General features: G+C 58.0%; 29 protein-coding genes and 1 pseudogene. 11 read left to right on the top strand and 19 right to left on the bottom strand.

Annotation, left to right across the window (positions count from 1 at the left end; all coding sequences use genetic code 11):
* Position 1: 1 nt before the first annotated feature.
* The 5 genes and pseudogenes from MME58_RS00615 to MME58_RS00595 form a co-directional block, all read right to left on the bottom strand.
* Positions 2 to 619 carry a hypothetical protein gene (locus MME58_RS00615; protein ID WP_055004938.1) on the bottom strand — a complete coding sequence of 206 codons (618 nt, stop codon included), beginning with the start codon at positions 617 to 619 and terminating at the stop codon, positions 2 to 4.
* A gap of 113 nt (positions 620 to 732) precedes the next feature.
* Positions 733 to 1,683 (bottom strand): annotated as a pseudogene (gene argE, locus MME58_RS00610) (acetylornithine deacetylase); the annotation flags it as partial.
* A complete protein-coding gene (locus MME58_RS00605) occupies positions 1,623 to 2,093 on the bottom strand; it encodes an aminotransferase class I/II-fold pyridoxal phosphate-dependent enzyme (protein WP_122239341.1) in 471 nt (156 codons plus the stop codon). The gene MME58_RS00605 and the pseudogene argE, both read right to left, overlap by 61 nt.
* 59 nt (positions 2,094 to 2,152) lie before the next feature.
* Positions 2,153 to 3,154, bottom strand: a complete 1,002-nt coding sequence (locus MME58_RS00600) for a taurine catabolism dioxygenase TauD (RefSeq protein WP_055004937.1) — start codon at positions 3,152 to 3,154, stop codon at positions 2,153 to 2,155.
* Positions 3,155 to 3,291: 137 nt separating this feature from the next.
* Entirely contained in the window at positions 3,292 to 4,536 is a 1,245-nt protein-coding gene (locus tag MME58_RS00595; protein WP_055004936.1) for an MFS transporter, read from the bottom strand.
* Positions 4,537 to 4,613: 77 nt separating this feature from the next.
* Between MME58_RS00595 and MME58_RS00590 the strand changes: the two genes are divergently transcribed.
* The gene (locus MME58_RS00590) at positions 4,614 to 5,522 is read left to right on the top strand and encodes a LysR substrate-binding domain-containing protein (RefSeq protein ID WP_235812453.1); all 909 of its coding nucleotides are present in this window, start codon (positions 4,614 to 4,616) and stop codon (positions 5,520 to 5,522) included.
* Between the two features lie 42 nt (positions 5,523 to 5,564).
* On the opposite strand, the gene MME58_RS00585 is transcribed toward MME58_RS00590, so the two are convergent.
* On the bottom strand, positions 5,565 to 5,831 hold the full coding sequence (locus tag MME58_RS00585; RefSeq protein ID WP_055004935.1) for an accessory factor UbiK family protein: 267 nt from the start codon (positions 5,829 to 5,831) through the stop codon (positions 5,565 to 5,567).
* Positions 5,832 to 6,248: 417 nt separating this feature from the next.
* Between MME58_RS00585 and glnK the strand changes: the two genes are divergently transcribed.
* From glnK to sutA, 4 genes are all read left to right on the top strand, one after another.
* Complete coding sequence (gene glnK / locus MME58_RS00580; protein WP_002555808.1) at positions 6,249 to 6,587, top strand: P-II family nitrogen regulator; 339 nt, start codon at positions 6,249 to 6,251, stop codon at positions 6,585 to 6,587.
* Positions 6,588 to 6,620: 33 nt separating this feature from the next.
* On the top strand, positions 6,621 to 7,958 hold the full coding sequence (locus MME58_RS00575) for an ammonium transporter (RefSeq protein ID WP_054986748.1): 1,338 nt from the start codon (positions 6,621 to 6,623) through the stop codon (positions 7,956 to 7,958).
* A 241-nt stretch (positions 7,959 to 8,199) separates the two neighbouring features.
* Positions 8,200 to 8,625 carry a secondary thiamine-phosphate synthase enzyme YjbQ gene (locus MME58_RS00570; RefSeq protein ID WP_054986755.1) on the top strand — a complete coding sequence of 142 codons (426 nt, stop codon included), beginning with the start codon at positions 8,200 to 8,202 and terminating at the stop codon, positions 8,623 to 8,625.
* 98 nt (positions 8,626 to 8,723) lie between these two features.
* Positions 8,724 to 9,056: a transcriptional regulator SutA gene (gene sutA / locus MME58_RS00565; protein WP_054986747.1), complete on the top strand. Its 333-nt coding sequence runs from the start codon at positions 8,724 to 8,726 to the stop codon at positions 9,054 to 9,056.
* A gap of 71 nt (positions 9,057 to 9,127) precedes the next feature.
* On the opposite strand, the gene MME58_RS00560 is transcribed toward sutA, so the two are convergent.
* The 6 genes from MME58_RS00560 to lptM are packed head-to-tail and all read right to left on the bottom strand — an operon-like array spanning position 9,128 to position 13,701.
* Positions 9,128 to 9,820 (bottom strand): HAD family hydrolase, encoded by a 693-nt coding sequence (locus MME58_RS00560; RefSeq protein ID WP_055004934.1) that lies wholly within the window; start codon positions 9,818 to 9,820, stop codon positions 9,128 to 9,130.
* Positions 9,813 to 10,712, bottom strand: coding sequence for a tyrosine recombinase XerC (gene xerC, locus MME58_RS00555; protein ID WP_054986745.1), 900 nt, complete (start codon positions 10,710 to 10,712; stop codon positions 9,813 to 9,815). The genes MME58_RS00560 and xerC overlap by 8 nt, the downstream gene beginning before the upstream one ends.
* A 2-nt stretch (positions 10,713 to 10,714) precedes the next feature.
* Complete coding sequence (locus MME58_RS00550) at positions 10,715 to 11,449, bottom strand: DUF484 family protein (RefSeq protein ID WP_055004933.1); 735 nt, start codon at positions 11,447 to 11,449, stop codon at positions 10,715 to 10,717.
* Positions 11,450 to 11,462: 13 nt separating this feature from the next.
* The gene (gene dapF, locus MME58_RS00545) at positions 11,463 to 12,293 is read right to left on the bottom strand and encodes a diaminopimelate epimerase (RefSeq protein ID WP_055004932.1); all 831 of its coding nucleotides are present in this window, start codon (positions 12,291 to 12,293) and stop codon (positions 11,463 to 11,465) included.
* 4 nt (positions 12,294 to 12,297) lie between these two features.
* Positions 12,298 to 13,545: a diaminopimelate decarboxylase gene (gene lysA / locus MME58_RS00540; protein WP_054986742.1), complete on the bottom strand. Its 1,248-nt coding sequence runs from the start codon at positions 13,543 to 13,545 to the stop codon at positions 12,298 to 12,300.
* 9 nt (positions 13,546 to 13,554) lie between these two features.
* Positions 13,555 to 13,701, bottom strand: a complete 147-nt coding sequence (gene lptM, locus MME58_RS00535) for an LPS translocon maturation chaperone LptM (RefSeq protein WP_082427062.1) — start codon at positions 13,699 to 13,701, stop codon at positions 13,555 to 13,557.
* A gap of 206 nt (positions 13,702 to 13,907) precedes the next feature.
* Between lptM and cyaY the strand changes: the two genes are divergently transcribed.
* From cyaY to rnk, 3 genes are all read left to right on the top strand, one after another.
* Complete coding sequence (cyaY, locus tag MME58_RS00530; RefSeq protein WP_241409115.1) at positions 13,908 to 14,240, top strand: iron donor protein CyaY; 333 nt, start codon at positions 13,908 to 13,910, stop codon at positions 14,238 to 14,240.
* A gap of 2 nt (positions 14,241 to 14,242) precedes the next feature.
* The gene (locus MME58_RS00525) at positions 14,243 to 14,479 is read left to right on the top strand and encodes a DUF1289 domain-containing protein (RefSeq protein WP_241409114.1); all 237 of its coding nucleotides are present in this window, start codon (positions 14,243 to 14,245) and stop codon (positions 14,477 to 14,479) included.
* Between the two features lie 136 nt (positions 14,480 to 14,615).
* Entirely contained in the window at positions 14,616 to 15,023 is a 408-nt protein-coding gene (gene rnk / locus MME58_RS00520; protein WP_005743168.1) for a nucleoside diphosphate kinase regulator, read from the top strand.
* Positions 15,024 to 15,145: 122 nt separating this feature from the next.
* On the opposite strand, the gene MME58_RS00515 is transcribed toward rnk, so the two are convergent.
* The 7 genes from MME58_RS00515 to rimA all read right to left on the bottom strand — a co-directional run bounded on the left by MME58_RS00515 (position 15,146) and on the right by rimA (position 22,981).
* A complete protein-coding gene (locus MME58_RS00515) occupies positions 15,146 to 17,992 on the bottom strand; it encodes a class I adenylate cyclase (RefSeq protein WP_055004931.1) in 2,847 nt (948 codons plus the stop codon).
* Positions 17,993 to 18,174: 182 nt separating this feature from the next.
* Positions 18,175 to 18,423, bottom strand: a complete 249-nt coding sequence (locus tag MME58_RS00510; RefSeq protein ID WP_054986739.1) for a TIGR02647 family protein — start codon at positions 18,421 to 18,423, stop codon at positions 18,175 to 18,177.
* Between the two features lie 217 nt (positions 18,424 to 18,640).
* The gene (locus tag MME58_RS00505; RefSeq protein ID WP_054986738.1) at positions 18,641 to 18,919 is read right to left on the bottom strand and encodes a hypothetical protein; all 279 of its coding nucleotides are present in this window, start codon (positions 18,917 to 18,919) and stop codon (positions 18,641 to 18,643) included.
* A gap of 93 nt (positions 18,920 to 19,012) precedes the next feature.
* Positions 19,013 to 20,344: a glutamate/aspartate:proton symporter GltP gene (gene gltP, locus MME58_RS00500; protein ID WP_055004930.1), complete on the bottom strand. Its 1,332-nt coding sequence runs from the start codon at positions 20,342 to 20,344 to the stop codon at positions 19,013 to 19,015.
* A 459-nt stretch (positions 20,345 to 20,803) separates the two neighbouring features.
* Entirely contained in the window at positions 20,804 to 21,709 is a 906-nt protein-coding gene (gene rimK / locus MME58_RS00495; protein WP_003318100.1) for a 30S ribosomal protein S6--L-glutamate ligase, read from the bottom strand.
* Positions 21,706 to 22,182: a retropepsin-like aspartic endopeptidase RimB gene (rimB, locus tag MME58_RS00490; protein WP_002555826.1), complete on the bottom strand. Its 477-nt coding sequence runs from the start codon at positions 22,180 to 22,182 to the stop codon at positions 21,706 to 21,708. The genes rimK and rimB overlap by 4 nt, the downstream gene beginning before the upstream one ends.
* A gap of 16 nt (positions 22,183 to 22,198) precedes the next feature.
* A complete protein-coding gene (gene rimA, locus MME58_RS00485; protein WP_054986736.1) occupies positions 22,199 to 22,981 on the bottom strand; it encodes a S6 modification regulatory phosphodiesterase RimA in 783 nt (260 codons plus the stop codon).
* 162 nt (positions 22,982 to 23,143) lie between these two features.
* Between rimA and MME58_RS00480 the strand changes: the two genes are divergently transcribed.
* From MME58_RS00480 to MME58_RS00470, 3 genes are all read left to right on the top strand, one after another.
* Positions 23,144 to 23,551 carry an RNA-binding S4 domain-containing protein gene (locus MME58_RS00480; protein WP_054986735.1) on the top strand — a complete coding sequence of 136 codons (408 nt, stop codon included), beginning with the start codon at positions 23,144 to 23,146 and terminating at the stop codon, positions 23,549 to 23,551.
* Between the two features lie 172 nt (positions 23,552 to 23,723).
* Positions 23,724 to 24,626: an Hsp33 family molecular chaperone HslO gene (hslO, locus tag MME58_RS00475; RefSeq protein ID WP_054986734.1), complete on the top strand. Its 903-nt coding sequence runs from the start codon at positions 23,724 to 23,726 to the stop codon at positions 24,624 to 24,626.
* 179 nt (positions 24,627 to 24,805) lie between these two features.
* Entirely contained in the window at positions 24,806 to 26,350 is a 1,545-nt protein-coding gene (locus MME58_RS00470) for a phosphoenolpyruvate carboxykinase (protein ID WP_054986733.1), read from the top strand.
* Position 26,351: the final 1 nt, after the last annotated feature.

Here is a 26,351-nt window from a genome sequence, read left to right as displayed (position 1 = left end):
ATCAGCGTCCGGGCTCAGCCAGCCGCGCATATTGGTCCTGACCGATCCATCCGACAAACGAACGATTATCGGCATTGATGAACTCGACCTGGGCCGCGCCATCCTTGAATGCCAGTACCCCGACAACATCATCCTTGACGATATAGGCGCCTCGGGTGGCCTTGGCATTCGCCGTTTTCTGCAGCCAGGCCTTGTCCGCCGTGACGGTCACCAGACCGATCCACTGCTTGCTGGCAGTTAGACTCAGGTCCAGACCGGTTGCGATTTCCGGTATCAACACATTCATGCAGCCGGGATGTTGCTGGCCCTGCCCAATCGTCAGAACCACACCATCGCTCGAGGCCTTTATGGTTCCGGGATAGGCGTCATCCAGCCAGGACGATACCGCTGCATCCTTCCCGGCCTCGACCTTGCCTTGCAGATAGAACGCACAGCTGAATGTCTCGCCGCGTGTTTCCGAGTAATAGCCCTCAAGCTGTTGCTCGGGCGTCACAGCCAGCATCAACTGCTCGTATTTGCCGGAATGCAGTGCCGTGTCCTGAGCGAAAACCGGCGTGCCGACACACAGCAACAGGGTTGCGGCCAGGGAGCAGTGAGTAAGGGGACGTTTGTCAGTCATGCTTCCATCCATAGAACGTTCGAATAGCCGGTAGGAGTGGCCAGTCCATGACTGGCGCGCCGAGACGTCAGCGTATTCCGGCGCGCAACTGTATCACTGAAATCCGGAGCGATTCACGAGTGTGACGCGAACGCCAGTACCCGTTTGAGCATCTGGTCACAGGAGTCAAGTTGCTCGACGCTGATGAACTCGTCCGGTTTGTGTCCCTGCTCCATGCTGCCCGGCCCGCAGACCACTGCCGGGATGCCTGACTGGTCGAACAACCCGCCTTCGGTTCCGAAGGCAACCGTGCCGAACGCTCGGGAGCCACAGAATCCGGCGATCAATTCCGCCGCCTGGCTGTGCAGGGGAATATCCAGCCCTGGATAGCTCGACAGTTCAGTGAAGCGAATCCCGCTCCCGGCACTGACGGCCTGCATGGCCGGCAACAGTTTTTGCTCGGCGTATACGTGCATGGCAGTGACGATCTGCTGCGGGTCCAGAGTGGGAAGCGCACGCACTTCGAAATCGAAACGGCACTGTTCTGGCACGATATTCAATGCCGTGCCGCCGCAGATCACGCCGGTCTGAATGGTCGAAAACGGTGGATCGAAGCGTTCATCAAGGGCGTCAGTTGCCCGTAACGCCTCGCCCAGGCGACCCAGCTCACCGATCAACTGCGCCGCATATTCAATGGCGTTGACGCCACTGGGTGCGTGGGCCGAGTGGCAGGCGGCACCCTGTACATCGCAACGCACCGCGACCTTGCCCTTGTGGCCCAGTACCGGCTGCAACTCCGTGGGTTCGCCGATCACACACAGCATCGGTTTCACCGGCCGCGACCGCAGCGATGCCAGTAACGAGCGTACGCCCAGGCAACCTACCTCCTCGTCATAGGACAGCGCGATATGCACCGGCATGTGCAGCGATGCCCGGGTCAACGCTGGAACCAGCGCCAGCAGGCAGGCAATGTAGCCTTTCATGTCCGCAGTACCACGGCCGTAGAGTTTGCCATCCGCTTCGCTCAGTTCGAACGGTGGGAACGTCCATGGCTGGCCGTCGACCGGCACCACGTCGGTGTGGCCATGGCAGCCATTGCTTTGTAACTGACCCAACTGGGCGTGGGGATAATGATTTCGTCACCGTCATCCAGCAGCGTCATCATGGTAATGAACAAAGCATGCTTCGCCGAAGGCGTAATAATGACGTTTTTGTCTGCAATAAGACTCAAGGCCTGTTCGACCTGGTATTTGTGTACAACGGCTTGCAGTAATGCTTTTGTGCCACGGCTGGGCGTGTAATGCGTGTCGCCCTCAGACAGTGCTTCAATGGCAGCATGTGCCACATGATCAGGTGTCCTGAAGTCAGGTTCACCGCCGCCGAGATCGACGACATCGTCACCCTGCTCACGCAGGCTACGTACCCTATCTAAAATCGCGTAAGTTTCAGAAAGCTGCAAACTTTCAACACGCTTGGAGAGTGCGCGTATCCGCATTTAGAATCACCTTGAAATATGAACATGCTGAGAAAAGTTGTGGGACGTTGACAGGAAAATCAATCGATGACGCAGCCCGCTCTGTTCCGGGACCAGTAAGACCGGAAGCTTTCGGCGGTGCCCTGGTCTTTGAAAGCGTAGGTTTTTAACAGCCAACGTGAGGCCGCGCTGTCGGGGTGCAAAATGTCGATCTTTTCCCGATTGTGCAGTCCCTCCTGGTTGGCGAAGCTCAGCAAGTCGCCAGTCAGTATGCGGTGGAGCCTGCAGTGGGAACGTATCATTGCACTTTTAAACGCGATAAAGGCATCCCGTGCTTCGACAGGGGCTTCTGCCGCAACGCGGGTCATCGTGTCGAGAAAGCGGATGGAATGGTCGTTGCTCAGAATGGCATGCTTTTCAGAAGTACTGAGTTGCCTGTTCATGTCACGCGAAAAGACATCGAAAACAGTGTAAAAATGCGGTTCACGCAAGCAGGGAATGTGCTGCGGCTCCAGATGTTTAACGATGTCGACACCATCAATATAACCGGTATAGATCAGGTCATCTTCCGGGCAACGCATGCCCAGCAAGGTGATGTAGTCTGCCCTGACCCGGTGCGCCGTACGGTCATTGTGAAACACGAGTTCACTGTCACTGAAACCGGTCAGTTGCCCACTGTATTTCTTGATTGCAATAACGTCGGTAAAGAAATCACCCTCATTTCTTGTTTCATAGGACAGTAGTGGCGTGCCGGTAAGTTGCGCAAACAGCTCAAGAAATCCCTCACTGACAAACTGTGTTTTCTTAAGGTACTTGTCCTTGACCGGGTCCTCCGGATCAAGTTCGGGGATCACCCTGTCCAAGGGGCAATTGCGAATAACATGGATCTTCTGCTGATGGTTCGTTCTTTCGGTCCGGATGGTCTGGCACGCCTCCAGGAAACGCGCGGGAACGTGAGCGTGCAAGCGGTTTATGCGCTCCGATAAACCTGAGTAGTGTGTGTAGGGCGATAAATCTAACGGCTCCAGAAGATCCAGCAATTGTGCTTTTTCTTCAGGCTCAAAGGTAAATAGCGAGATCATGCCTCTCCTCCATGGAAAGAGTTCAGTTCAATCAAGTGAAGCGTCGGGCCGTCGGCGTGTGTCGTCAGTACACGGTGTGTGCTGCTGCAAACGTGCGGCAACACGGGTTACAACTGTTTTCTGGTCGGGAAAATCTTTCAGGTTGAATGGGGTGCCAACGCATAGGCTTTTTCAACACGCGGGAACAACAGGACCGTCAACAGCGCGCAGAATGCGGCTGCCAGCCACACCACTCCCCAGGAAAAATGAGTCATGAGGGCGGATGCTGCGATAGGTGTTGCGAACAACACCACAAATACGCAGGTATTGCCCATGGCCAAGGCTGTACCCGCCCGACTTGCACCTGCCAGAGTGGCAAGTTCGGTGTAGGCGACACCGTGCCAGGCGGACACGCTGATTCCGGCGACAATCATGACGCCGATGATCAGGCCGCTGGCCAGCGCAGTTTCGCTCATGCCATAAAAACCGGCTGCCGACACGACGGTGCCCAATGCCAAAAAAGTCAGGGTGCTGAGCCAGGCGCAGGTTTTAAGATAAATGCGCCGATTTTTGTTTTTGTCGGTCCAGCGTCCACTCCATATTCTGCTGACAATCGCACCGATCTGGATGATCGCCAACGTGGTTGAAATCAGCGTGATGTCGATCTTGCTGAAATCATGGAAGAACACAGCCGCATAGGTGAGAATCGCGAATTGAGGTGCGCATAACAAACCGATGGCCAGCACAATGCGCCAGACCCTCAAATCCTTCAACGGACTCGCGCTTGTTTCCATACTCTGCTTTTTTGCCGCACTGCTGGAAAAGTCGGGTTCATAGAGCCAGAACCCTGCAAACAAGGCGGCTATCAGGCAGAACAAGGCAGATACGGTAAATACCTCTACAAACCCGTAGGTATAAGCCAGATAAGGCAACACCACCGCGCCCAAGGCGTACCCCCCTGGGACAGCCGTTTGCCGAATACTCATGGCCAACCCACGTTCACCCTCTTTGAACCAGGCCATGATCGCTCGCCCACTGGCCCCGTTGACGCTGCTGCCGAGCAAGCCAACCACGAACAGGCCTGAAGCCAGTAATACGACCGTGGGTGCGTAAGAAGCCAGCATGGCCAATATCAGTAAGGCAATCCCCGAACTGAGCAGTCCTGTCAGCAGCACGGGACGGTCTCCCCAGCGGTCAGTCAGCAGCCCCCACGGGATCTCGCTGATGGCGATGCCTAATCCTAAAACGCCCAGTACAAGTCCCAGTTCGCTGTTATCCAACTGGTAGGTAGCCCGCATATAGACTGCGGTCGCGGGCAGCCCTCCTACAACGCTGGAAAAGCTTGCGTTGGCGGCCACGCCGACACCGAGCACTTTCCAGCGATGACCGTTATCTACAGTCATAAGAATCCCACTATTTAATTGGTTGTGGATCGCAAGATTCTCATGGGAGTATCGTCTCGAATATCAAATTATTTTGCGTGTTCGTCCCGAAAAGCAGGATTGTCATGAGACCGGTAAATTTCGACTTAGATGTCATGCGCAGTTTCGTAACAGGGGTCGAACTGGGCAGTTTTGCCAAGGCCGCGCAAAAGCTCGCGCGCTCCACATCGGCCATCAGCGCTCAATTGAAAAAGCTGGAAGCTCAGGCAGGCTCGCCACTGTTCAAGAAGTCCGGACGCAAGCTGGCGCTGACGGATACAGGGGAAGTGTTACTCAACTATTCCAGACGGCTCTTGAGCCTCAACGATGAGACGGTAACGGCGGTGTCCGAACTCAAGCTCAAAGGATGGGTTCGTCTTGGGCTTCAGGAGGACCTGGGCAGTTTTCTGCCGACCGTGCTTGGGCGATTTGCCAGAGCTCACCCCGATGTTCGAGTCGAGGCGCGGATTGCACGTAATGCAGACCTGCTGAACCGCATCGAAAACGGTTCTCTCGACCTTGCGGTGGCGTGGGGAGGAGTCAAAAAGAATGGGTACCAAGAGACGATAGTGGAGTTGCCCATGCAGTGGATCGGCTCGTCTCACCGGTATCTCGACTGGCGTGTCGAGTCAGGCAGCCCGCTTCCTGTTATCGCCTTCGATGCGCCTTGCCCCTTTCACTCAAAGGCGACCGACGCATTGGATGTTGCAGGGATTCCCTGGCATCTTTCCTTCACCAGTTCCAGTCTCAACGGCTTGTCTGCCGCCACCGAGGCTGGTCTGGGCTACACCATCAGAACGGCTCTCGGCCTCCAGTCAGGCACCGAGCTTCTCAATACTGAAGACCGGGGCTTGCCGCCCTTGCCCTCCATAGCCCTCACGTTGCACAGGCGAGAGGCAAATCCCAATCCTCTGACCGAGCGGTTGTCGAACATCGTGATACAGGCGATCAGAAGCGAGGTTGTCTGACCGCATTGGTCTGGAACGCCGTTTCTGACCCCAGACTACGAGTCACTCTGCCTTTTCAGCCCCGCCTGCCTTCTCTTCCAGCTCGGCCATTCTGGCCTCCAGCGCCTCAAGGCGGGCGCGCGTACGGGCGAGGACAGCCATCTGGCTATCGAATTCTTCACGGCTGACCAGATCCAGTTTGCTGAAGCCGCTTTGCAGCAGAGCTTTGAACTGGGTCTCGAATTCGCTGCGAGGTATAGGCGTCTCACCATTGAACAGGCGGGAGGCGTGGCCGCTTAAGGCGTCAAGAAAGGCTTTGGGCGCGAGCATGATGATTTTCCTGAATCAGATGGCGGCAGTGTAACACGCAGTGTCTATAGTCAATTCGAGGGCGCGAGGTGCACGCTTATGGAGCGACATACCGTGCACATGAGCACCATTACTGTGCATTACCTGCGCCGTGAATTCGGCCTGAAGGCGTAAACCCTGCTCAAGAGCCTGTATTCAATGAATATTCGCGAGATGGCAAGCTTTCTGCTTAGTGGCTTACGACCCATGCACTGATGCAGTCGCTGTGACGAATGCAGTGCGGCAGGCGGAGCGGGGAAGTGTTTCGTCAGAAGCGGTTTTCTGGAGTTGGCCTGGCCTGATCAGGCGGCCGACACGTTACAAAGCCAGACACTGCGCTTAGACTTGAGTCGGGTTTGTTTTCCTGGGGCAAGTCCACCAATTCGGGAGAAAGTTTTCATGAAGCTAGTCACTGCCATCATCAAGCCGTTCAAACTGGATGACGTGCGCGAGTCGTTGTCGGAAATCGGCGTGCAGGGCATAACCGTCACTGAAGTCAAAGGCTTCGGGCGTCAGAAGGGTCACACTGAGCTTTATCGCGGTGCTGAATACGTCGTCGACTTCCTTCCCAAGGTGAAGATCGATGTCGCCATCGATGACAAGGATCTGGATCGAGTCATCGAAGCCATAACCAAAGCCGCCAACACCGGCAAGATCGGTGACGGCAAGATTTTTGTGGTCAATCTGGAACAGGCCATTCGCATCCGTACCGGCGAGACCGATACAGACGCTATTTAAGCCGCCAAACCCAACGCCCCAGGAGAAAACAATATGACTCTGCGTCAATTCGCAGGGCTCGGTGCCCTGTTGTCCCTCGCATTACCTGGTCTTGCCCTGGCGGCTGATCCAGTGGCCGAGCCGGTGCTGAACTCTGGCGACACCGCATGGATGCTGACGGCGACCGCTCTGGTCCTGTTCATGACCATTCCCGGTCTCGCGCTGTTCTATGGCGGCATGGTCCGCTCGAAAAACATCCTGTCCGTGATGATGCAGTGTTTCGCAATCACCGGTCTGATCAGCATCCTGTGGGTCGTCTACGGCTACAGCATCGCGTTCGACACAACCGGTATGGAAGCGGGCGTCGTCAACTTCAACTCCTTCTTTGGCGGTATGGGTAAAGCGTTCCTGGCGGGTATCACGCCGGCGAGCCTTACCGGTCCTGCTGCATTGTTCCCTGAGGCGGTGTTCGTCACCTTCCAGATGACCTTTGCAATCATCACTCCCGCCCTGATCGTCGGTGCTTTCGCAGAACGCATGAAGTTCTCCGCGATGCTGATCTTCATGGGTATCTGGTTCACTCTGGTCTACGCGCCAATCGCCCACATGGTCTGGGGTGGCGTCGGTGGCCTGATGTGGGACTGGGGCGTTCTGGACTTCGCTGGCGGTACTGTCGTGCACATCAACGCCGGTGTAGCCGGTCTGGTGGCCTGCCTGGTACTGGGCAAGCGCAAAGGCTTCCCGACCACGCCAATGGCTCCACACAATCTGGGTTACACCCTGATCGGTGCCGCGATGCTCTGGGTCGGCTGGTTCGGCTTCAACGCCGGCTCCGCTGCAGCGGCCAACGGCACAGCCGGTATGGCGATGCTGGTGACTCAGATCGCTACCGCTGCTGCTGCCCTGGGCTGGATGTTCGCCGAGTGGCTGACTCACGGTAAGCCAAGTGCTCTGGGCATTGCTTCGGGCGTGGTTGCCGGTCTGGTCGCCATTACCCCGGCGGCCGGCACGGTCGGCCCGATGGGCGCTCTGATCATCGGTCTGGCAGCAGGCGTGATCTGCTTCTTCTGCGCCACCAGCCTCAAGCGCAAGCTTGGCTACGATGACTCTCTGGATGCATTCGGCGTGCACGGCATCGGCGGTATCGTCGGCGCAATCCTGACCGGTGTATTTGCAGCACCGGCACTGGGCGGTTTTGGCACTGTCACCGACATCGGTGCTCAGGTCTGGATTCAGTTCAAGGGCGTTGCGTTCACCGTCGTCTACACCGCAATCGTGACCTTTATCATCCTGAAAGTTCTGGATGCGGTCATGGGCCTGCGCGTCACCGACGAGGAAGAGTCTGTCGGTCTGGACCTTGCGCAGCACAACGAGCGCGGCTACAACTTGTAAGCCGCCGCACACGCAAAAAAGAATGCCCGGTTTCCGGGCATTTTTTTGTCTGACGTTTGCGGATATACCACAGATTTTTGCTGTCATTGATCTTGCCCGTGTCAATGATTTCGGCACCGTGACGCAGCGCAGGTAACGATGTTGCGACAGTCTTCGTTAACTTGCAGGGAAGCCGGTTTATTGCGCGCTTTGCTTTTTTCTCAGTCGAGTTAGAATGCGCGCCGAAGGTGCGGAGAACGGTATGTGGCATCAATCCAGGATTGCCTTGCGGGCCAGGCCCCGCGGGTTTCATCTGGTGACCGACGAGATAGTCGCGGGCTTGCCCCCGTTGCGCGACTGTCGTGTCGGGCTACTGCATGTATGGCTGCAACATACCTCGGCTTCGTTGACCATCAACGAAAATGCCGATCCGGCGGTACGTCGTGACTTTGAGCGTTTTTTCAACCGTCTGGTGCCTCAGGGCGTGGACGGCTATGAACATGACGACGAAGGCCCTGATGACTTGCCAGCGCATTTCAAGGCCAGCCTGCTGGGCTGCCAGTTGGTTCTACCGGTGACGGCAGGGCGACTGGCGCTGGGCACCTGGCAAGGTATTTACCTGGGCGAACATCGGGACGCTGGTGGGTCTCGTAACGTCCTTGCCACCCTTCAGGGTGAGTGGACATAACCGCTGGGATCAGCGGTTGTTGAATTTTTCCGGTTGCCTTAGCAATTTTGGGCTGTTGGGCTATAAATAATCAGCTTTCGCAAGTCATGAGGTAGAACATGAGCGACGACGACGATACTAACGACGATCTGGTAGACGACCTGGAAGGCGAAGAGGACGGAGAGGAGCTTGCAGCTGCCTCCCCCGAAGACGACGCAGCCGAACCAGACGATTCCGACGTTCCGGCGGCACCTGCAAAAGGCAAGGCCAAGGCTGCAGTCTCGGTCGATGAACTGCCCAGCGTAGAAGCCAAGAACAAAGAGCGTGATGCGCTTGCCCGTGCCATGGAGGAATTCCTGGCGCGTGGTGGCAAGGTGCAGGAAGTGGAGGCCAATGTGGTCGCCGATCCGCCCAAGAAGCCTGACAACAAATACGGTAGCCGCCCGATCTAAGGCTGCATGACTGTATGAGAAGAAGCCCGCCGTCGCTGCGGGCTTTTTCTTGGACGCTTCTCAGGCCGTTTTCACGCCCAGCGTGCGAGTACTTCCGGCAACTGCGACAGGTTGTGGATCTCTGCATCCGGCAGCCGATCTGCGTCCCAGGCTTTGCCTTGCGGGTTGTACCAGATGGCACGCATGCCAGCCTTCTGGGCACCTGCGATATCGTCGCTGGGGTGATCACCTACATGCACAGCCGCATCGGCATCGACTTTAGCGCGCCGCAACGCTTCCACAAACGGCGCAGGGTCGGGTTTGCCGATGCCCAGATCTTCCGCACACAACGCAAAGGCAAAGTAGTCCGCCAGCCCCAGACGGCGCACGTCGGCATTGCCGTTGGTAATCACGCCCAGCGTGAACGTCTTGGCAAGAATCTCCAGAGTGGGCTGCACCTCCGGGAAAATCTGCACCTGATGACGCCCCTGCAGGAAGACTTCAAAACCCTGATCGGCCAGGTCCTGCGCCTTGTCTGACTCATAGCCTGCATCTTCGAGTGCATGAAACAGCACACGGCGTCGCAGTGCGCTGATCCGGTGCTTGAAAGACGGGTCTTCAGCCACAAGACGCGTGCGGATTTCCCACAAATGCTCGACAGGAACCGGCCCCAGCTTCGGCGCGTGTTCGGCCAGCCATTCACGCAATGCCTCTTCGGCACCGACAATGGCGGGGGCGGTGTCCCAGAGCGTGTCATCAAGATCAAACGTCACCAGCTTAATCATCTGCAGCTCCTTTACGTTTGGCTCGGGGATGGGCGCTGTCATAAACAGTAGCCAAATGCTGGAAGTCCAGGTGCGTATATATCTGCGTGGTCTTGATATCCGCATGGCCCAGTAGCTCTTGTACGGCGCGCAAGTCCTGCGACGACTCAAGCAGGTGACTGGCGAAGGAGTGACGCAGCATGTGCGGATGCAGGTTCTGCCCCAGCTCGCGCTCACCGGCCGCCTTGAGCCTAACCTGAATCGCGCGTGGACCAAGGCGCTTGCCTTGCTGAGTGACAAACACGGCGTCGTCCTGCGGATTGCTCAGGGCGCGTAGCGGCAACCAGATCTCCAGCGCCTGGCGGGCCTTGCTGCCGACGGGCAGCACGCGAGTCTTGCTGCCTTTACCCACTACCTGCACCAGCCCGTCGCGCAGGTCCAACTGGTCCAGGTTCAGACCGGTCAGTTCAGACAGCCGCAACCCTGACGAGTAAAGCAGCTCAAGGATGGCCTGATCCCGGTGCGCCAGAAAATCATCTTCAACGCCACCGTCCAGCAATTGCGCGGCACGGTCAGTGTCCAGCGTCTTGGGTAGACGCCGTTCGCCCTTGGGCGGTGACAGGCCGTTGGCAGGGTCATGCTGACAAGTACCCTCGCGATTGAGGTACTTGTAGAAGCCACGCACCGCCGAGAGCATCCTCGCCAGACTGCGTGACGACTGGCCTTGCTGATGCTGGCGGGCGGTAAAGCTGCGCAAATGCTGGATATCCAGATCATTCCAGCTCGACAGCTGCGCTTTCTGGCAATACGCCAGGACCTTGCTCAAGTCACGTCGATAGGCTTCAAGCGTATGAGGCGACACCTGGCGCTCACTGCGCAGGTGCATGCAGTAGGCGTCCAGATGCTGTTCCATGGCTAGCGGACCGAGCGTAACGAGTGAGCGAAACGTGGCAGCAGGCGGCTCAGGACATCGGCGATATAACTGAGAAACAGGGTGCCGACCGAGCTTTTGTAATGCTGCGGATCACGACTGCCGATGGCCAGTACACCATGCAGGCCCAGATGATTGAGGCTGGCGATGGCGGTAGAGCCGACTTCCTTGCCTTGCTCTGCGCCAAACAGAAACGCCAGCTCATGCTCACGCAGAGCACCGCAGATGATCTTCTCGCCAATCAGACCGCCGATGGCTTTCTGTGCTTCCGCACTGCTGACCCAGCGACCCACTTGCATCGGACTGTCGCTGAACAGAATAAGACTGACGAAGGGCACCTGAAAATCCTGACGCAGACTGTCTTCCACCGCGATGACAAGCTCGTCCAGGCTGGTGGCATCCATCAGGGCGAGGTTCAGACGTCGGGTCTTTTCGAACAGTCGGTCGTTGTCGCGAGCAACATCCATCAGTTGCGAAAGGCGATGACGCATTTCGATGTTGCGTTCGCGCAGCAGCTTGAGCTGACGCTCGACCAGCGAAACGGTATCGCCGCGCTGGTGCGGGATACGCATCGACACCAGCAGTTCGTCATGCTCGGCGAAGAAATCAGGGTGTTCAAGCAGGAAGGCGATGACCGCCTCTGCTTCAAGGTCTGGCGCTGCGCTATCGACAGGCGATTCGCAGGGTGTGCCTGTTGAAGCGGGAGGTTGATCGGTCATGCTGGTTACTCACTCAAAGACGAACTTGGCCTTCATAAACCCTGACTGCGGGGCCGGTCATCATGACGGAATGCCCCGGGCCAGCCCACTCGATGGACAGGCGACCTCCGGGCAGGTCGATCAGCAGCGGTGAATCCATCCAACCCTGGCTGATGGCCGCAACCGCCGCCGCACAGGCACCGGTGCCACAGGCCTGGGTCTCTCCGGCACCGCGCTCCCAGACGCGCAACTGCGCACGCTGGCGGTCCACAACATGAAGAAAGCCTACGTTGACCCGTGCAGGAAAGCGCGGGTGATGCTCGATCTTTGGCCCCAGTTCATGCACCGGTGCGTTATTGATGTCATCGACCCTCAGCACCGCGTGTGGATTGCCCATGGACAGCGCAGCCAGTTCGACATTCTGCCCGTTCACGTCAACGTTGTAACGGGTGGCCTGCTCCGGTGCCTGGAAGGGTATCTCTTCCGGGACAAACCTTGGTGGCCCCATATCGACGCTGATCTGCCCGTCGCTACGAATATCCAGCTCGATAATGCCGCTCTTGGTTTCGACGCGTATCTGTTTCTTGGCCGTCAGGCGCTTGTCGAGCACGAAGCGGGCAAAGCAGCGCGCGCCGTTGCCACACTGTTCGACCTCGGAGCCGTCGGAGTTGAAGATTCTATAGCGAAAGTCCACATCCGGATTGTTCGGTGCCTCGACCAGTAAAAGCTGATCGAAACCGATACCGGTGTGGCGGTCGCCCCATTGTTTGGCGTGCTTGGGCAAGATATGCGCGTGCTGACTCACCAGGTCCAGGACCATGAAGTCATTACCCAGCCCGTGCATCTTGGTAAAACGCAGCAGCATGGGATTACTCCGGCAGCAGGCTTTCGCCAGCGAACAGCTCGGCCACGGTTTCGCGACGACGCACTTCAAAAGCCTGGGAACCGTCGACCAGTACCTCAGCGGCACGGCCACGGGTGTTGTAGTTCGAGCTCATGACAAAGCCATAGGCCCCGGCTGAATGAACTGCCAGCAGATCGCCTTCGGCCAGCGCCAGCGCCCGGCCCTTGGCCAGGAAGTCGCCGGTCTCGCAGATCGGCCCTACGATATCGTAGGTACGGGGCTCGCTGTCACGCGGACGCACCGCAGTGACGTCCATCCAGGCTTGATACAGCGCTGGGCGAATCAGATCGTTCATTGCCGCATCGACGATGGCGAAGTCCTTGTGCTCGGTGTGCTTGAGGTACTCGACACGGGTCAGCAACGCGCCTGCGTTGGCCACGATGAAGCGTCCCGGCTCGAATAGCAGCCCCAGGTCACGGCCGGCAAGACGCTCGCGCACCGCTTTGATGTAATCCGCCGCCAGCGGAGGCTCCTCATCGCGGTAGCGCACGCCCAGACCGCCGCCCAGATCGATGTGGTGCAGGTGAATGCCGCAATCGCCAAGGCGATCGACCAGATCCAGCAGGCGATCCAGCGCATCGATGAACGGTTCGAGCGTGGTCAGTTGCGAGCCTATGTGGCAGTCGACCCCGATCACTTCCAGGTTCGGCAGTTGCGAGGCGCGAATGTAAACATCTTCGGCCGCCGCGATCGCGATACCGAACTTGTTTTCTTTAAGGCCCGTGGAGATATAAGGGTGAGTGCCTGCGTCCACATCGGGGTTTACCCGCAGCGATATCGGCGCACGAACGTTGAGTCCGGCAGCCACTTCCTGCAAGCGCTCCAGCTCGTCAGTGGATTCGACGTTGAAGCAGTGCACGCCGACTTCCAGCGCACGGCGCATGTCCTCACGGGTCTTGCCGACGCCGGAAAACACGATCTTCTCGGCTTTGCCGCCAGCGGCCAGCACACGCTCCAGTTCACCACGCGAAACAATGTCGAAACCGGCACCAAGGCGCGCCAGGACATTGAGTACACCGAGGTTGGAGTTGGCTTTTACGGCGAAGCAGACCATGTGCGGCATGCCGCTCAACGCATCGGCGTAGGCACGGTATTGCGCTTCGATATGAGCGCGCGAGTAAACATAGGTCGGCGTGCCGAAACGCTCGGCAATGGCAGACAATGCTACCCCTTCCGCGAACAGCTCACCGTCGCGGTAGTTGAAGGCGTCCATGGGATTCCCTTAAAGATGCTTGTGCGATTGCGATTTGGCTTGTTCGTCCGGGGTTTTGCTGTCGTCCGGCAGATACAGCGGGCCTTTCTGGCCACAGGCCGTGACAAGACAGGCAACCGCGACAAGCGCAGCAAGCGAAGAGATCAGGCGCTTCATGGCGAAATCCTTTGTAAAAGCATTAATTGCGCCCGAGTATACCGACCACCCGGCAGCTTGCCTATGCGAGGGACCTCCCGTCCGGCGGGCCTGGGATATTAATGCGCTCATGTAGCAACAACTGGCGGTTAAACTTTGCATTTGCCCGACAGCGTCCGTATCTTGCCCTTCTGCGCCATCAGCAGACACTTATCGAGGTTCCCGTAATGAGTTTGACCGAAGCGCGCTTTCACGACCTGGTCGATGCGACTCAGCAGAATATCGAAGATGTTTTCGATGAGAGTGGCCTGGATGTAGATCTGGAAAATTCGGCCGGTGTATTAACCGTCAAGTTCGAAGGCGGCTCGCAGCTTATTTTCAGCCGTCAGGAGCCACTCCGTCAGCTCTGGCTGGCAGCGAAATCGGGTGGCTTCCACTTCGAATACAACGAAGAAGAAAGCTATTGGGCGTGCGACACCAGCGATGAGTTGCTCAGCGAGATGCTTGCTCGTATCACGTTTGACCAAGCCGGCGCCGAGCTGGATTTCTCCGAGATCTGATCGTGAGCCAGACACCCGCTCGACCGCCCAAGCCGCTTTTCAGCAACGTCAGCCCGGCAGTACCTTCGCCGTGTATCAGCCTGTGTCGGCTTGATGAACACAAGGTCTGCCTGGGGTGCTTTCGCCACGTCGAAGATATTCGCGAATGGCGCTCGGCCGATGACGATCGACGTCGCCAGATTCGTCGCGACGCGGACCAGCGTCGAGCCAGCGCCAAGGTCGATCAGGCCGCAGGCTGATACCGCATCGGGTTGTGTATTTGCTGCGCTGTGTTAGTGTCAGGCCCTGCTTCTCCAGAGTGAGAAGCCCGTCAAACCCCGCCCATACGGCGGGGTTTTGTTTTATTCATGGAGAATAAAGGAGTCTGCCCAGACCATGACCACAGCACCTTCGATCATCCTCACCCGACTCGACGTACAGCGTCTTGAAAGCTTTATCGCCAGCCAGGACGAAGACACACCGGGTATCCAGGCGTTACAGGCCGAACTGGACCGTGCCGACCAGGTGGTTGGCCACGATGAAGTGCCTGCCGGCGTTGTGACCATGAATTCGCGCGTGCATTGCCGTGAGGAAGTCAGCGGCAAGGATTACCACCTCAAGCTGGTGTATCCGCAGGATGCAGGCGCGGATGGCACTGTCTCGGTTCTGGCGCCAATGGGGTCGGCCTTGCTGGGCCTGCAGGTCGGCCAGCACATCGACTGGCCCGCACCGGGTGGCAAGACGCTGAAACTGACGTTGCTGGCGGTGGAGTATCAGCCGGAAGCGGCGGGCGAGTACGAGTAATCGAAGACCCTGCAGCCGTAGAACGCCCTCCGCATTCAGGAGCGGACGCAGAGCGTCCAGAAATGCAGTCCACGCTGGAGGGTGCGCAACGAGAGGCGCGTGGGGGAAACGACAAACTTGCGTCAGGCCTGATCCATCGCCTCGTTCAGCAACTTTTCCAGCTCGGCCTTGTGGCGCAGGAAGAGGATGCTCTGCCCGTGTCGGTCATCGAGCAGGCCGGACAGGTCCAGGTCGGTGATGTAACAGCGATAGCGTTGAGGCTCCAGGCGCTTGCCAAGGATTTGCTGCGCAACGGCGGCATACAACTGATCGCCATATTCCAGCTCGGAAAACTCGCTGTTGTCGCAGTACAGAGTGGCGCTCAATTGTCCGGGCGAGGTTTCTTCGATGATTGCCTGCACGTCGTAAAACGCCTTGTCCGCTGCCGTCGGTGCCAGTCGGTGCTCGACACGTCGCGCGAGCCCCGGACCGGAGGGCAACACCTGATAGTAGAGGGTTTCCAGCGATACCGGCTCGGAAGGATCGTCCAGCGGCAATGAAGCGCCTCGGCGGTAAACCAGTGCATGGAAAAAACGCTGCAGAGGCGTCAGCAGGCTTTGTTCGTCGTGATACGGCAGGCGCTGATGCCAAAGCGAATTGTGTTCGTCCAGCACATACACGTCGGCCTCCGGCTCGTTGATCCGGTAAAACACCTGAATACATTCAGGCTGGCCGAGTGGCAGGATCAGGGCCAGGTCATGGCCGTCGAGCGCCTGCGGGTCCAGATGCAACGGACTGTACAGTGGCAGCTCTTCGCCCAGGTACTTGAACAGGCCCGGCAGACTGTTGACCACCACATGGCCGACCTGACCCGGCTTGATCTCCAGCACGTGATACTGCTGCTGCACCTGAATCAGGTAACGGTGATTCAACCGCCTGGCGAGTAACAGTCGGGCCGTGCTGATCAGGTCCTCAACACGCTGGGCGATGGCGGACGCCCGGTTATGGCAGAAACAACGCACGCGAATCTGCGGCTGCTTACCACTCTGCGGCAGGCTGCCGAGCAGTTCGCTCAGGCAGTCGAGCAGGGCGTGCGGGCCGTCGTAACGGCTGACCAGTGTTTCGTTCCAGGTATTGAGGGTGATCTGGTCCAGCGTCAGAACCAGATTTTCCCGAACCCCAGCGTAACTCAGCGAATCGGTACGCTCGGTGGTCATCAGAATATTGAGATCGCGGTGATGCCTGAGCGGGTCGACCCCCACATTGACCAGCAGCAGAATCTCACTGGGCGTACTGGGCATGAGCAACTCGTCGTCTCTGACCTCGGGCAGCGGCAGTTCAATGCTCTGCTGCAAGGCTCCCATCAGGTTGAAAAGTTCGAACTCGCTCAAGTCACTGGTGCCGGGGTGCAGCGCCACGCGGGTCGTGGCGTCGATCACATTGTTGCGATGGCACCAGGTCAGTAGCTCAAGCAGCTCCCGGCTGCGTTTGATCGGCGAAAAATTCGGCCAGTCATGAATGCCCAGATTGCCGTTATACAACGCCCACTGATGCTTGCCCGGCTCGCGTTTGTCAGGGGAGTGCACCAGCGTCAGCGTGTCTTCGGCAAGGTCCGGGGCGATGCCCGGATTGATGAACTCAACCTTGCCCGCCTTGCGCTCGAAAGCGGCATACAGACGCCGACCGAGAATGGTCAGGTCGCGCGCATTGAGCGCGTCGGCGGTGCTTTGCGTTCTGGCGAAGCGGGTCTGAAAGCGGTAGCTGTAATTCAGCTCGTTGACCAGCGCACGGCGCTCGCTGGCCACCTGACGGACTTTCCACTGGCTGCGGCTGTCGAGCAGCGCCAGTTGCCGCTCATCCCAGCCCCACTCCTTGGTCAAGCGCTCCAGCAGCAGACGCTGCCAGCCAACGTTGCGCTGACGAGGCGATCCGGTGAGCTTTTTGTTGACCTTCAGGTACAGGCTGCGCCGCACCAGCTCCAGCCGCTCCGTCTCGTTGCGTGCTTGCAGGTGTTCTTCAATACGCCGGTACACGACCACATAAGGGTCCAGCTCATCGAGATCCAGCTGATTGGCGAACACGGCTTGCTTGAAACGCAGGCTCAGGCACTGCACATGAGGATGCTCGCTGGAATAGACCTCGATCAGCAGTAGCTTGAGCACAGACTTGTAGGGCGATTCGATACCTTTGAACAACTGCCACAATCCGGCACCGATGAATTCCGCAGGAGGAATGTGTGACATCGGTCCGAGGTCGAGCACCTCACTGGCGCGGATGAAGCGTTTGTTCAGCAGGGTATGGGTGTAATCCTCATAGTTCTGCTCTTCATAGACCGGCACCAGCCACCACATCGGGGTACGGCCTGCGAGCCAGATCGCGGTGCGATAAAACTCGTCGAGCAACAGATAATGCTGGGTAGTACCACAATCGTCAGAGCTGAGCTGCGAGTCGCGCTCCCCGTTCCTGAAGCGTTGCGGGTCGATCAGAAAAAAGTGCGCCTCCGCCCCCATTGTCGCAGCCCAGGCTTCAAGTGCCTGGCATTTCTTGCGCAGTTCGGCGATGGCCTCCGGCTCAAGCTCACTGTCGTGGCAGACCCACACATCCATATCGCTTTGTTCGGCCTGAGCCAGTGTGCCGAGGCTGCCCATCAGGAACAGGCCATGAATCGGCTGAGGCGGGTTGCCGTGCCGGGCCTTGTAGGAAAAAGACCGCGTCAGGCGCTGAGCCTCGGCGAGTGCCAAGGCGTCAGGTTCGTATTGCGAGACGCCCGCAGGCGTACCGCCGGAAACATACCCAGGCAACAGAGGGTGATTGACGTGGAAGAACAGTGGCAGCAGTGTCAGAACGCTTTGCTGGCGGGTCGACATGCCTTCGAGCGCACGCGCGTATCGCCCGTCATTGAGCGACAGGAAGCGGTTACGTAACTGGCTGAGAACCTTGCGGTCGATGCCCTCATCCAGGTCGGGGCGAATTTCAGGATTACGCGTCATCGCAACTCAAGGCATCTGGCCTGTGCAGGCGTGGACTTACTGAGCAAGATGGCGGAGAAGTGTGCAGCCGAGCGAAGTGGATTCAGTCGGGTTGTTATTCTGGCGCCAGATTCCTGTATCGACCGGCGTGCAGATAAATAAAGGGCCTGCCACGCTTTTTTGCGCGCAGGCCCCGATGACCGTCAGGCAGCCTGTTTCGAGACGTTGAGGATGGTCAGCAATGACTGGGCGTGTTGGGCGGCTTCAAGTCCGAGGCTGGTCAGATAACCGCCATCGACCTGGGTCGTCAGTCCTTTATCGAAGAGTCTTTTTGCGGCCGCAACGGCAGAGGGTGCCGCCACGTGGTGGACTTTGAGGCCTTCCTGGGTGTTTCCCAGATTGAACAGTGCAAGGATTTCCAGTTCGGCAACCAACTCAGGGGTATACGACATAGGTACTCCAGACTTTTTGTAGTAATCCGACCGCGCCGGCTGGCGGGTGTGTTCTGGAATCGACGTGTCCGATCTGTGCTCGTCGGTTCTGGATGACCGTTGAAGCCGGTTTGGCGTGATGGCCCCGGAGGATCAAGCGGCAGCGGGGCATTTGCAGTGTAGTCAGCGTCTGGCGTGTTTGCAGCATATATCTCGATGGCACAATCCGACCGGGCAGTTACTGTTTTTCCGGTGGCAGTTCGGGCAGGGCGCGTAATGCGGCTTCATACCACTGCGTATCGAACGGACGGTCCTGCTCCAGCAAGGCATCGATTTCGATGGCAAGAACGTGCGCCATCATTTCAAGAATATCTTCACGCTCGTAATTAACCAGCGTGAGCATGTTGAAAACGGCCTTGGCCGCCGGCGGGTTACCGGATTCGATCTGGTTTTCGATGGCTTCGATCAGGGTCGAGGCGGCAAATTCTTCTTCGTCATTGTCGATTGCGTCGTTCATGGTCAATCCTCTGTCAAGGCAGGCAGTCTAACCGGCGACCTGAAAACAACAAACCCCGGATATCCGGGGTTTGTCAGTACACGGGTTTAAAGATCAGTCTGCTGTCGGCTGACCCGACGGCACAGGTTCCTTGCTGCGCCAGTGCGGCAGCGAGTTCCAGTAGCGCTCGCCTTTGGCATCGTCATACATGCCTTCCCAGCGCGAGATAACCAGTACCGCCAGCGCGTTGCCGATCACGTTCAGGGCGGTCCGCGCCATGTCCATGATCCGGTCGACACCTGCGATGAACGCCAAGCCTTCCAGCGGAATACCGGCACTGCCCAGCGTTGCCAGCAGCACTACAAACGAAACACCCGGTACACCCGCGATGCCTTTGGAGGTGACCATCAGAGTCAGTACCAGCATCAGTTGCGCGCCGATCGACAGGTCGATGCCGTACAGCTGAGCGATGAAAATCGCCGCAATGCTCTGATACAGCGTCGAACCGTCGAGATTGAACGAGTAACCCGTCGGTACCACGAAGCTGCAGATCGCTTTCGGCGCGCCGTACGCTTCCATCTTCTGGATCACGCGTGGCAATACGGTTTCGGAACTGGCGGTGGAGTAGGACAGAATCAGCTCGTCCTTGAAAATACGCATCAGCCTGATCACCGAAAAGCCGAAGGCCCGGGCAATCAGCCCCAGTACCACGAAGGCAAAGAAGGCGATGGCCACGTACACCAGGATCACCAGCTTGGCGAGCGGCAGCAGGGACGCGAAGCCAAAGTTGGCGACAGTCACCGCAATCAGCGCGAACACACCGATCGGCGCATAGTTCATGATCATGTGCGTGACCTTGAACATGGTTTCCGAGACACCCTGAAACAGCTTCACCAGAGGCTCACGGACCTCTGCCTGCAGGCTGGAAAGCCCCAGACCGAACAGCACCGAAAAGAAGATGATCGGCAGCATCTCGCCACGCGCCATGGCGGCAAAGATATTGGACGGGATCAGGTTGAGAATAGTCGCGATAAACGCGTGATCATGCTGTACCTCGGCGGTGGTCTGCTGATACTTGGAGATATCGACCGTACCCAGGGTGCTCATGTCGATGCCCGTGCCCGGATGGAACACATTGGCCAGCACCAGACCCACCAGAATGGCGATGGTGGTCACAACTTCGAAATAGAGGATGGTCTTCAGACCGATACGGCCCAGTTTCTTGGCGTCGCCTACGCCCGCGATGCCCACAATCAGCGACGCGACGACAATAGGGATAACGATCATCTTGATAAGACGAATGAAGATGTCGCCCGCCGGTTGCAGGAGATTGGTGATCCACCAGGCTTTTTCAGCGCTGAAATGGTTGAGCAGCGCCCCCACAGCGATACCCAGTACCAGTCCGATCAGAATCTGCCAGGCCAGACTCAGCTTTGCCTTCTTCATATTATTACCCTTGTTCAAAGTGGCTTGGGCAAGTCCAAGACCAATGCGCCGAGCGTGCTTTTTCACAGCAGTTTCAGGGCATGGGATCCCTTTGGAAATGTCCCGAGAAGGTCACCGCAGACGAGCATCCCGGCTCTGTAGCAGGCGAAAAAAGTCGCAACTATTCCCATGGCGCGCGCCTACGTCTAATGCCGTAAACGACTACCTCATGCTGGATCGGCATACAAATACCGAAAAATGTGTTGATTTATGTCAGGGTATGGAAAGGGCTATTCGGCGCAGAGGTGGCTAAAACGTCATCTTTGGCCTGATGGAGGAAAGCGGGATGGCAAAGGGAATATAGCGATGCTGAATCGATTCCTCAATGTATTTACCGGATGTACGGTAGCGCAAGCGCCCAGACCGGTGTATCCGGAGATACGTCCGTGGCCTGGGCGATCAGGATGAGACCCCGCCCTGTCAGCCTTTTCCTTTGGTGCGGGTCATGTGCGGGCCGCTGTTTTTCTCCAGGTACTCAATGATCATCCCGGCGACATCCTTGCTGGTGGTCACTTCAATACCTTCCAGGCCGGGCGACGAGTTAACTTCCATCACCAACGGGCCGTGATTGGAGCGCAGGATATCCACACCCGCCACACTCAATCCCATGACCTTGGCTGCACGCAATGCGGTCATGCGTTCTTCAGGGGTGATCTTGATCAGGCTGGCGCTGCCGCCACGGTGCAGATTGGAGCGGAACTCGCCCGGCTTGGCCTGGCGCTTCATCGAAGCAATGACCTTGTCACCGACGACAAAGCAGCGAATATCGGCACCGCCCGCTTCCTTGATGTACTCCTGCACCATGATGTCCTGTTTAAGGCCCATGAAAGCTTCAATCACCGACTCGGCTGCCGTGGCCGTTTCGCACAGCACCACACCGATACCCTGAGTGCCTTCAAGCACCTTGATGACCAGCGGCGCGCCGTTGACCATCTGAATCAGGTCGGGAATATCGTCAGGCGAATGAGCAAAGCCTGTGACCGGCAAGCCGATCCCCCGCCGTGACAGCAATTGCAACGAACGCAGCTTGTCCCGCGAGCGGGCAATGGCTACCGATTCATTGAGCGGAAACACGCCCATCATTTCAAACTGACGCAACACCGCACAGCCATAGAAAGTCACCGAAGCACCGATGCGTGGAATCACCGCATCGAAGCCCTCCAGAGGTTTGCCGCGGTAGTGAATCTGCGGCTTGTGGCTGGCGATGTTCATATAGGCGCGCAGGGTGTCGATCACCACCATCTCATGGCCACGCTCAATGCCAGCTTCGACCAGACGACGGGTGGAATACAGACGCGGATTACGCGAAAGCACAGCGATCTTCATGCAACACCTGAGGAAGTAGAGGCCGGGAACACCGGCTTGTCTTGTACGTAAGTTATGCCCGGATTGACCACCAGTTGGCCGTCGATCAGCGCTTTGGAACCCAGCAGCAGTCGATAACGCATCGACTTGCGGCAAGCCAGTGTGAATTCCACCGGCCAGATACGATCACCCAGGGCCAGCGTGGTGCGAATGACATAACGCACCTGCGCGTGGCCGTTGGAGCTTTTAATGGTTTTCATGGCCACCAGTTGCGCCTCGCAGCGACGATGCCGCAACTGAACCACAGTGCCCAGGTGCGCGTTGAAGCGCACCCATTTCTGGCCATCGCGTTCAAAAGGTTCGATTTCAGTCGCGTGCAGACTTGATGTGCTCGCGCCGGTATCGATTTTTGCCCGCAGGCCCGCCACCCCCAGATCGGGAAGCGCCACCCACTCGCGCAGGCCGATGACGGTCAGATGATCGAATGTCTTCAATGCGATTCCGTACTTCTCAAGACTTCTGCCAGGCCTCAGGTGCTATCTGCGCCAGGGCTTTGAATGCAGGCCTGGCGAACAGATAGCCCTGCATCAGGGAAATACCGCAGTCGGCGAGAAAATCCCGCTCTTCAACCTGCTCTATACCTTCAGCGATGAGCTTAATCCCCAAGTCCGAACACATTGTGACAACGCCACGAACAATGGCCTGACGAGCGCGATCCCGATGAATATTGCGGATCAGGTTCATGTCGAGTTTTATCAGGTCTGGCTGAAAATCCGCGAGCAGCGTCAGCCCGGAGTAGCCAGCACCGAAATCGTCGATGGCGGTCATGAAGCCGAACTCTCGGTACTCACGCAGAATATTGCTCAAGTGGCCGTTGTTATCCACATGCTCGCTTTCGATGGTTTCGAAAATCAGACGCTCGATAGGAAACTCATGCTGCCTGGCCGCCTCCAGCGTGCTGCGGATGCACAGCTCGGGACGATACACAGCGTTGGGCAAAAAGTTGATCGATAAACGCTCGTTCATGCCCAGTTTCGCGGCACCGGCGATGGCCGTGGTTCGACACGTCTGATCGAAGCGATAGCGATTCTGGTCGTTGACCTGACTCAGAACGGACATCGCGCCTTCGCCATTGGGCCCACGAACCAGCGCCTCGTGCGCGAAAATCGACTGGTCGTGAAGATTCACGATCGGTTGATAGGCGTAGTCAAACGAGAAATCCAGTTCCGGACTGCCCGTGCATCCCGCACACCCTTTTCTGGGGGCGGTCAACGAAGTTGGAAAATCTGTCACGTCGCGCTCCATATAGGGGTGGGGCAATGAAAAGATGAATAGCTGTTTTTGACAAGCAAGGATCGGTTACTTCATGTTCGTGTAGGTATGTGCACATCAGGGCAGTCGTACTTCCTGATGGGCCCGATAACGTTCAGACTGCCACACTGATGAGGAATTCAAATGGCGCAAAAGCCGGAAGAAGACGACAAGGTCCGTCTGGATAAATGGCTGTGGGCCGCACGCTTTTTCAAAACGCGTGCGCTGGCCAAAGCAGCTATCGAAAGCGGCAAGGTGCACTGTCGCGGCGAACGTTGCAAGCCCGGCAAGGAGCCTCGTATCGGTGACGAGTTTCAGATTCGCATGGGCTTCGACGACCGCACGGTGGTGGTAGAGGCACTGTCTGTTGTTCGCCGTGGTGCGCCGGAGGCACAAACGCTGTACCACGAAACCCCCGAAAGCATTGCCAGGCGCGAAAACGCGGCCGCTCAGCGCAAGGCAGGCAATCTGGGCGTTACCACCGACGGCAAGCCGACCAAGAAGCAACGCCGGGAGCTTTTCGGTTTCCGTGCAAGCCAGAACAACGATTGAAAAAAACGCATGGCGGCTCCGGCGATCAGCCCGAACGGCCATTCGGCTTGGAAGCGCACCGGATAGCTCCTAAAATGCCGGTCAACCCGCATGGCCGCCGACGCTTTAGAGTGCCGGACAGCGCCTCCTCAGCCGCGTGCCATCCATTGTCATTACGTCAGATACCTTTCCTATGCATGATTTACCGGACATCGATTTCACCCAGCGCTTCATCTTCGACGAAAGCGACGTTCGCGGAGAGTTGGTAGCGCTGGAACGTAGTTACGCCGAAGTGCTCGCCAAGCATACTTACCCGGAGCCGGTCGCACAGTTGCTGGGCGAACTGATGGCTGCTGCCGCCCTGCTTGTCGGCACTCTGAAATTCGACGGCTTGCTGATTCTGCAGGCACGTTCCAGTGGTGCCGTACCACTGCTGATGGTCGAGTGCTCCAGCGAACGTGAGCTGCGTGGCATCGCCCGTTATGACGAAACACTCATCACCGCCGGCGCGGGCCTGCAGGACCTGATGCCTGACGGCTCGCTGGCATTGACCGTCGACCCAAGCAAAGGCAAGCGCTATCAGGGCATTGTTGCCCTTGACGGCATCGACCTGTCGGAGAGCCTCTCCAATTACTTCGTGATGTCCGAACAGTTGGGCACGCGTTTCTGGCTCAGGGCAGACGGCCATCGCGCCCGCGGCCTGCTGCTGCAACAACTGCCGGTCGCACAGATCACCGACCCGGAAGAGCGCGACGCCAGCTGGGAGCATGTCACTACCCTGGCCAGCACCCTGACTGCTGAAGAAATGCTCGGGCTGGACAATCAGACCATTCTGCATCGCTTGTACCACGAAGACCCGGTTCGCCTGTTCGATGCCCAGCCAATCTGCTTCCGCTGCAGCTGCTCGCGCGAACGCTCGGCCAATGCGCTGGCCAGTCTTGGCCTGGAGGACGCGCAGCAACTGGTGATCGAGCACAACGGCAGCATCGAGATCGACTGCCAGTTCTGCAACGAGCGTTATCTGTTCGATGCCACTGACGTCGCGCAGCTGTTTGCTGGCGGCGGTGTCGATTCGCCATCTGACACGCGTCATTAATCATCGCGTAAAGGGCCTCAGAATACGGTGTGGGCCTCTGTAATGCTGTTCTGACAGGAGGGTCCTACCATTTCCGGGCATTTCTGGCATAATCCGGCCCACTTTTACGCTGTAGTAGTGGTTGTTTTTTTACTACAAAACCGTTTGGAGCACTCGGCTACAGGCCGACGGGGAACCTCATGACGCAAACCAACAACGCTGTGTACACCGATCTGAGCACCGACGAACTGGTCAAGGAAGCCCTTGCCCGCAAAGAAGGCGTACTGTCCGATACTGGCGCACTGGTTGTGGAGACAGGCCATCGTACTGGCCGTTCGCCGGTTGATCGTTTCATTGTTGAAGAGCCGAGCACTCAGGAGGCTATCGCCTGGGGCCCGATCAATCGCAAGTTCCCGGCCGAGAAGTTCGACGCCTTGTGGAACCGTGTCGGCGCTTACCTGGCCGAGCGCGAGCGCTTTGTTTCCCACGTTCATGTAGGCTCCGATCCTGCGCACTACCTGCCCGTCAAGATGACCACCGAAACTGCGTGGCACAACCTGTTCGGCCGCTGCCTGTTCATCAACCCTGAACAGTACAACCCGGCGGGCAAGGACGAGTGGGAAATCCAGAACGCGCCATGGTTCGTCTGTGACCCTGAGCGTGACGGCACCAACTCCGACGGCACCGTCATCATCAACTTCGCAGCCCGCAAGGTGCTGATCGCAGGCATGCGTTATGCCGGCGAAATGAAGAAGGCCATGTTCTCGGTGCAGAACTTCCTGCTGCCGGCCTCCGACGTGCTGCCGATGCACTGCGCGGCCAACATGGGCGAAGAGGGTGATGTCACCCTGTTCTTCGGCCTGTCCGGCACTGGCAAGACCACCCTGTCCGCCGACGAAAGCCGTTACCTGATCGGCGACGACGAGCACGGCTGGGGCGAAGGCGTGGTGTTCAACATCGAAGGCGGTTGCTACGCCAAGTGCATCGACCTGTCCGAGAAAAACGAGCCCGTCATATGGAAAGCCATCCAGCACGGTGCCGTGCTGGAAAACGTCGTACTCGACCCGGTTACTAAAAAAGCCGACTACGCCGACAGCAGCCTGACCCAGAACAGCCGTGCGGCCTACCCGCGTGAGCTGATCGAAAAACGCGCGCCGAAAAACCTCGGTGGCGAGCCGAACGCCGTCATCTTCCTGACCTGCGACCTGACCGGCGTACTGCCGCCTGTGTCGATCCTCAGCGAAGAACAAGCTGCCTACCACTTCCTGTCGGGTTACACCGCGCTGGTCGGCTCGACTGAAATGGGTTCGGGTTCGGGCATCAAGTCCACCTTCTCCACCTGCTTCGGCGCACCGTTCTTCCCGCGTCCGGCTGGCGAATACGCAGAACTGCTGATCAAGCGTATCCGCGGCTTCAAGTCCAAGGTCTATCTGGTCAACACCGGCTGGACCGGCGGTGGCTACGGCGTCGGCAAGCGCTTCAACATCCCGACCACCCGTGGCGTGATCGCAGCGATTCAGAGCGGCGCGTTGATCGGTGCCGAAACCGAACACCTGGACACCATCAACCTCGACGTACCGAAGTCGGTACCCGGCGTAGACACAGGCCTGCTCAACCCACGCAACACCTGGGCAGACAAAGCCGCCTACGACGAAGCCGCAAAAGCACTGGCTGGCCTGTTCGTGGAGAACTTCAAGAAGTTCGACGTGAGCGACGCCATCAAGGCTGCGGGTCCGAAGTTGTAAT

Source organism: Pseudomonas syringae pv. tagetis (assembly GCF_022557255.1).
Taxonomy (GTDB): Bacteria; Pseudomonadota; Gammaproteobacteria; order Pseudomonadales; family Pseudomonadaceae; genus Aquipseudomonas; species Aquipseudomonas caricapapayae.
The sequence above is the reverse complement of the archived record's forward strand: the minus strand, read 5'-3'. Positions and strand labels throughout refer to the sequence as shown.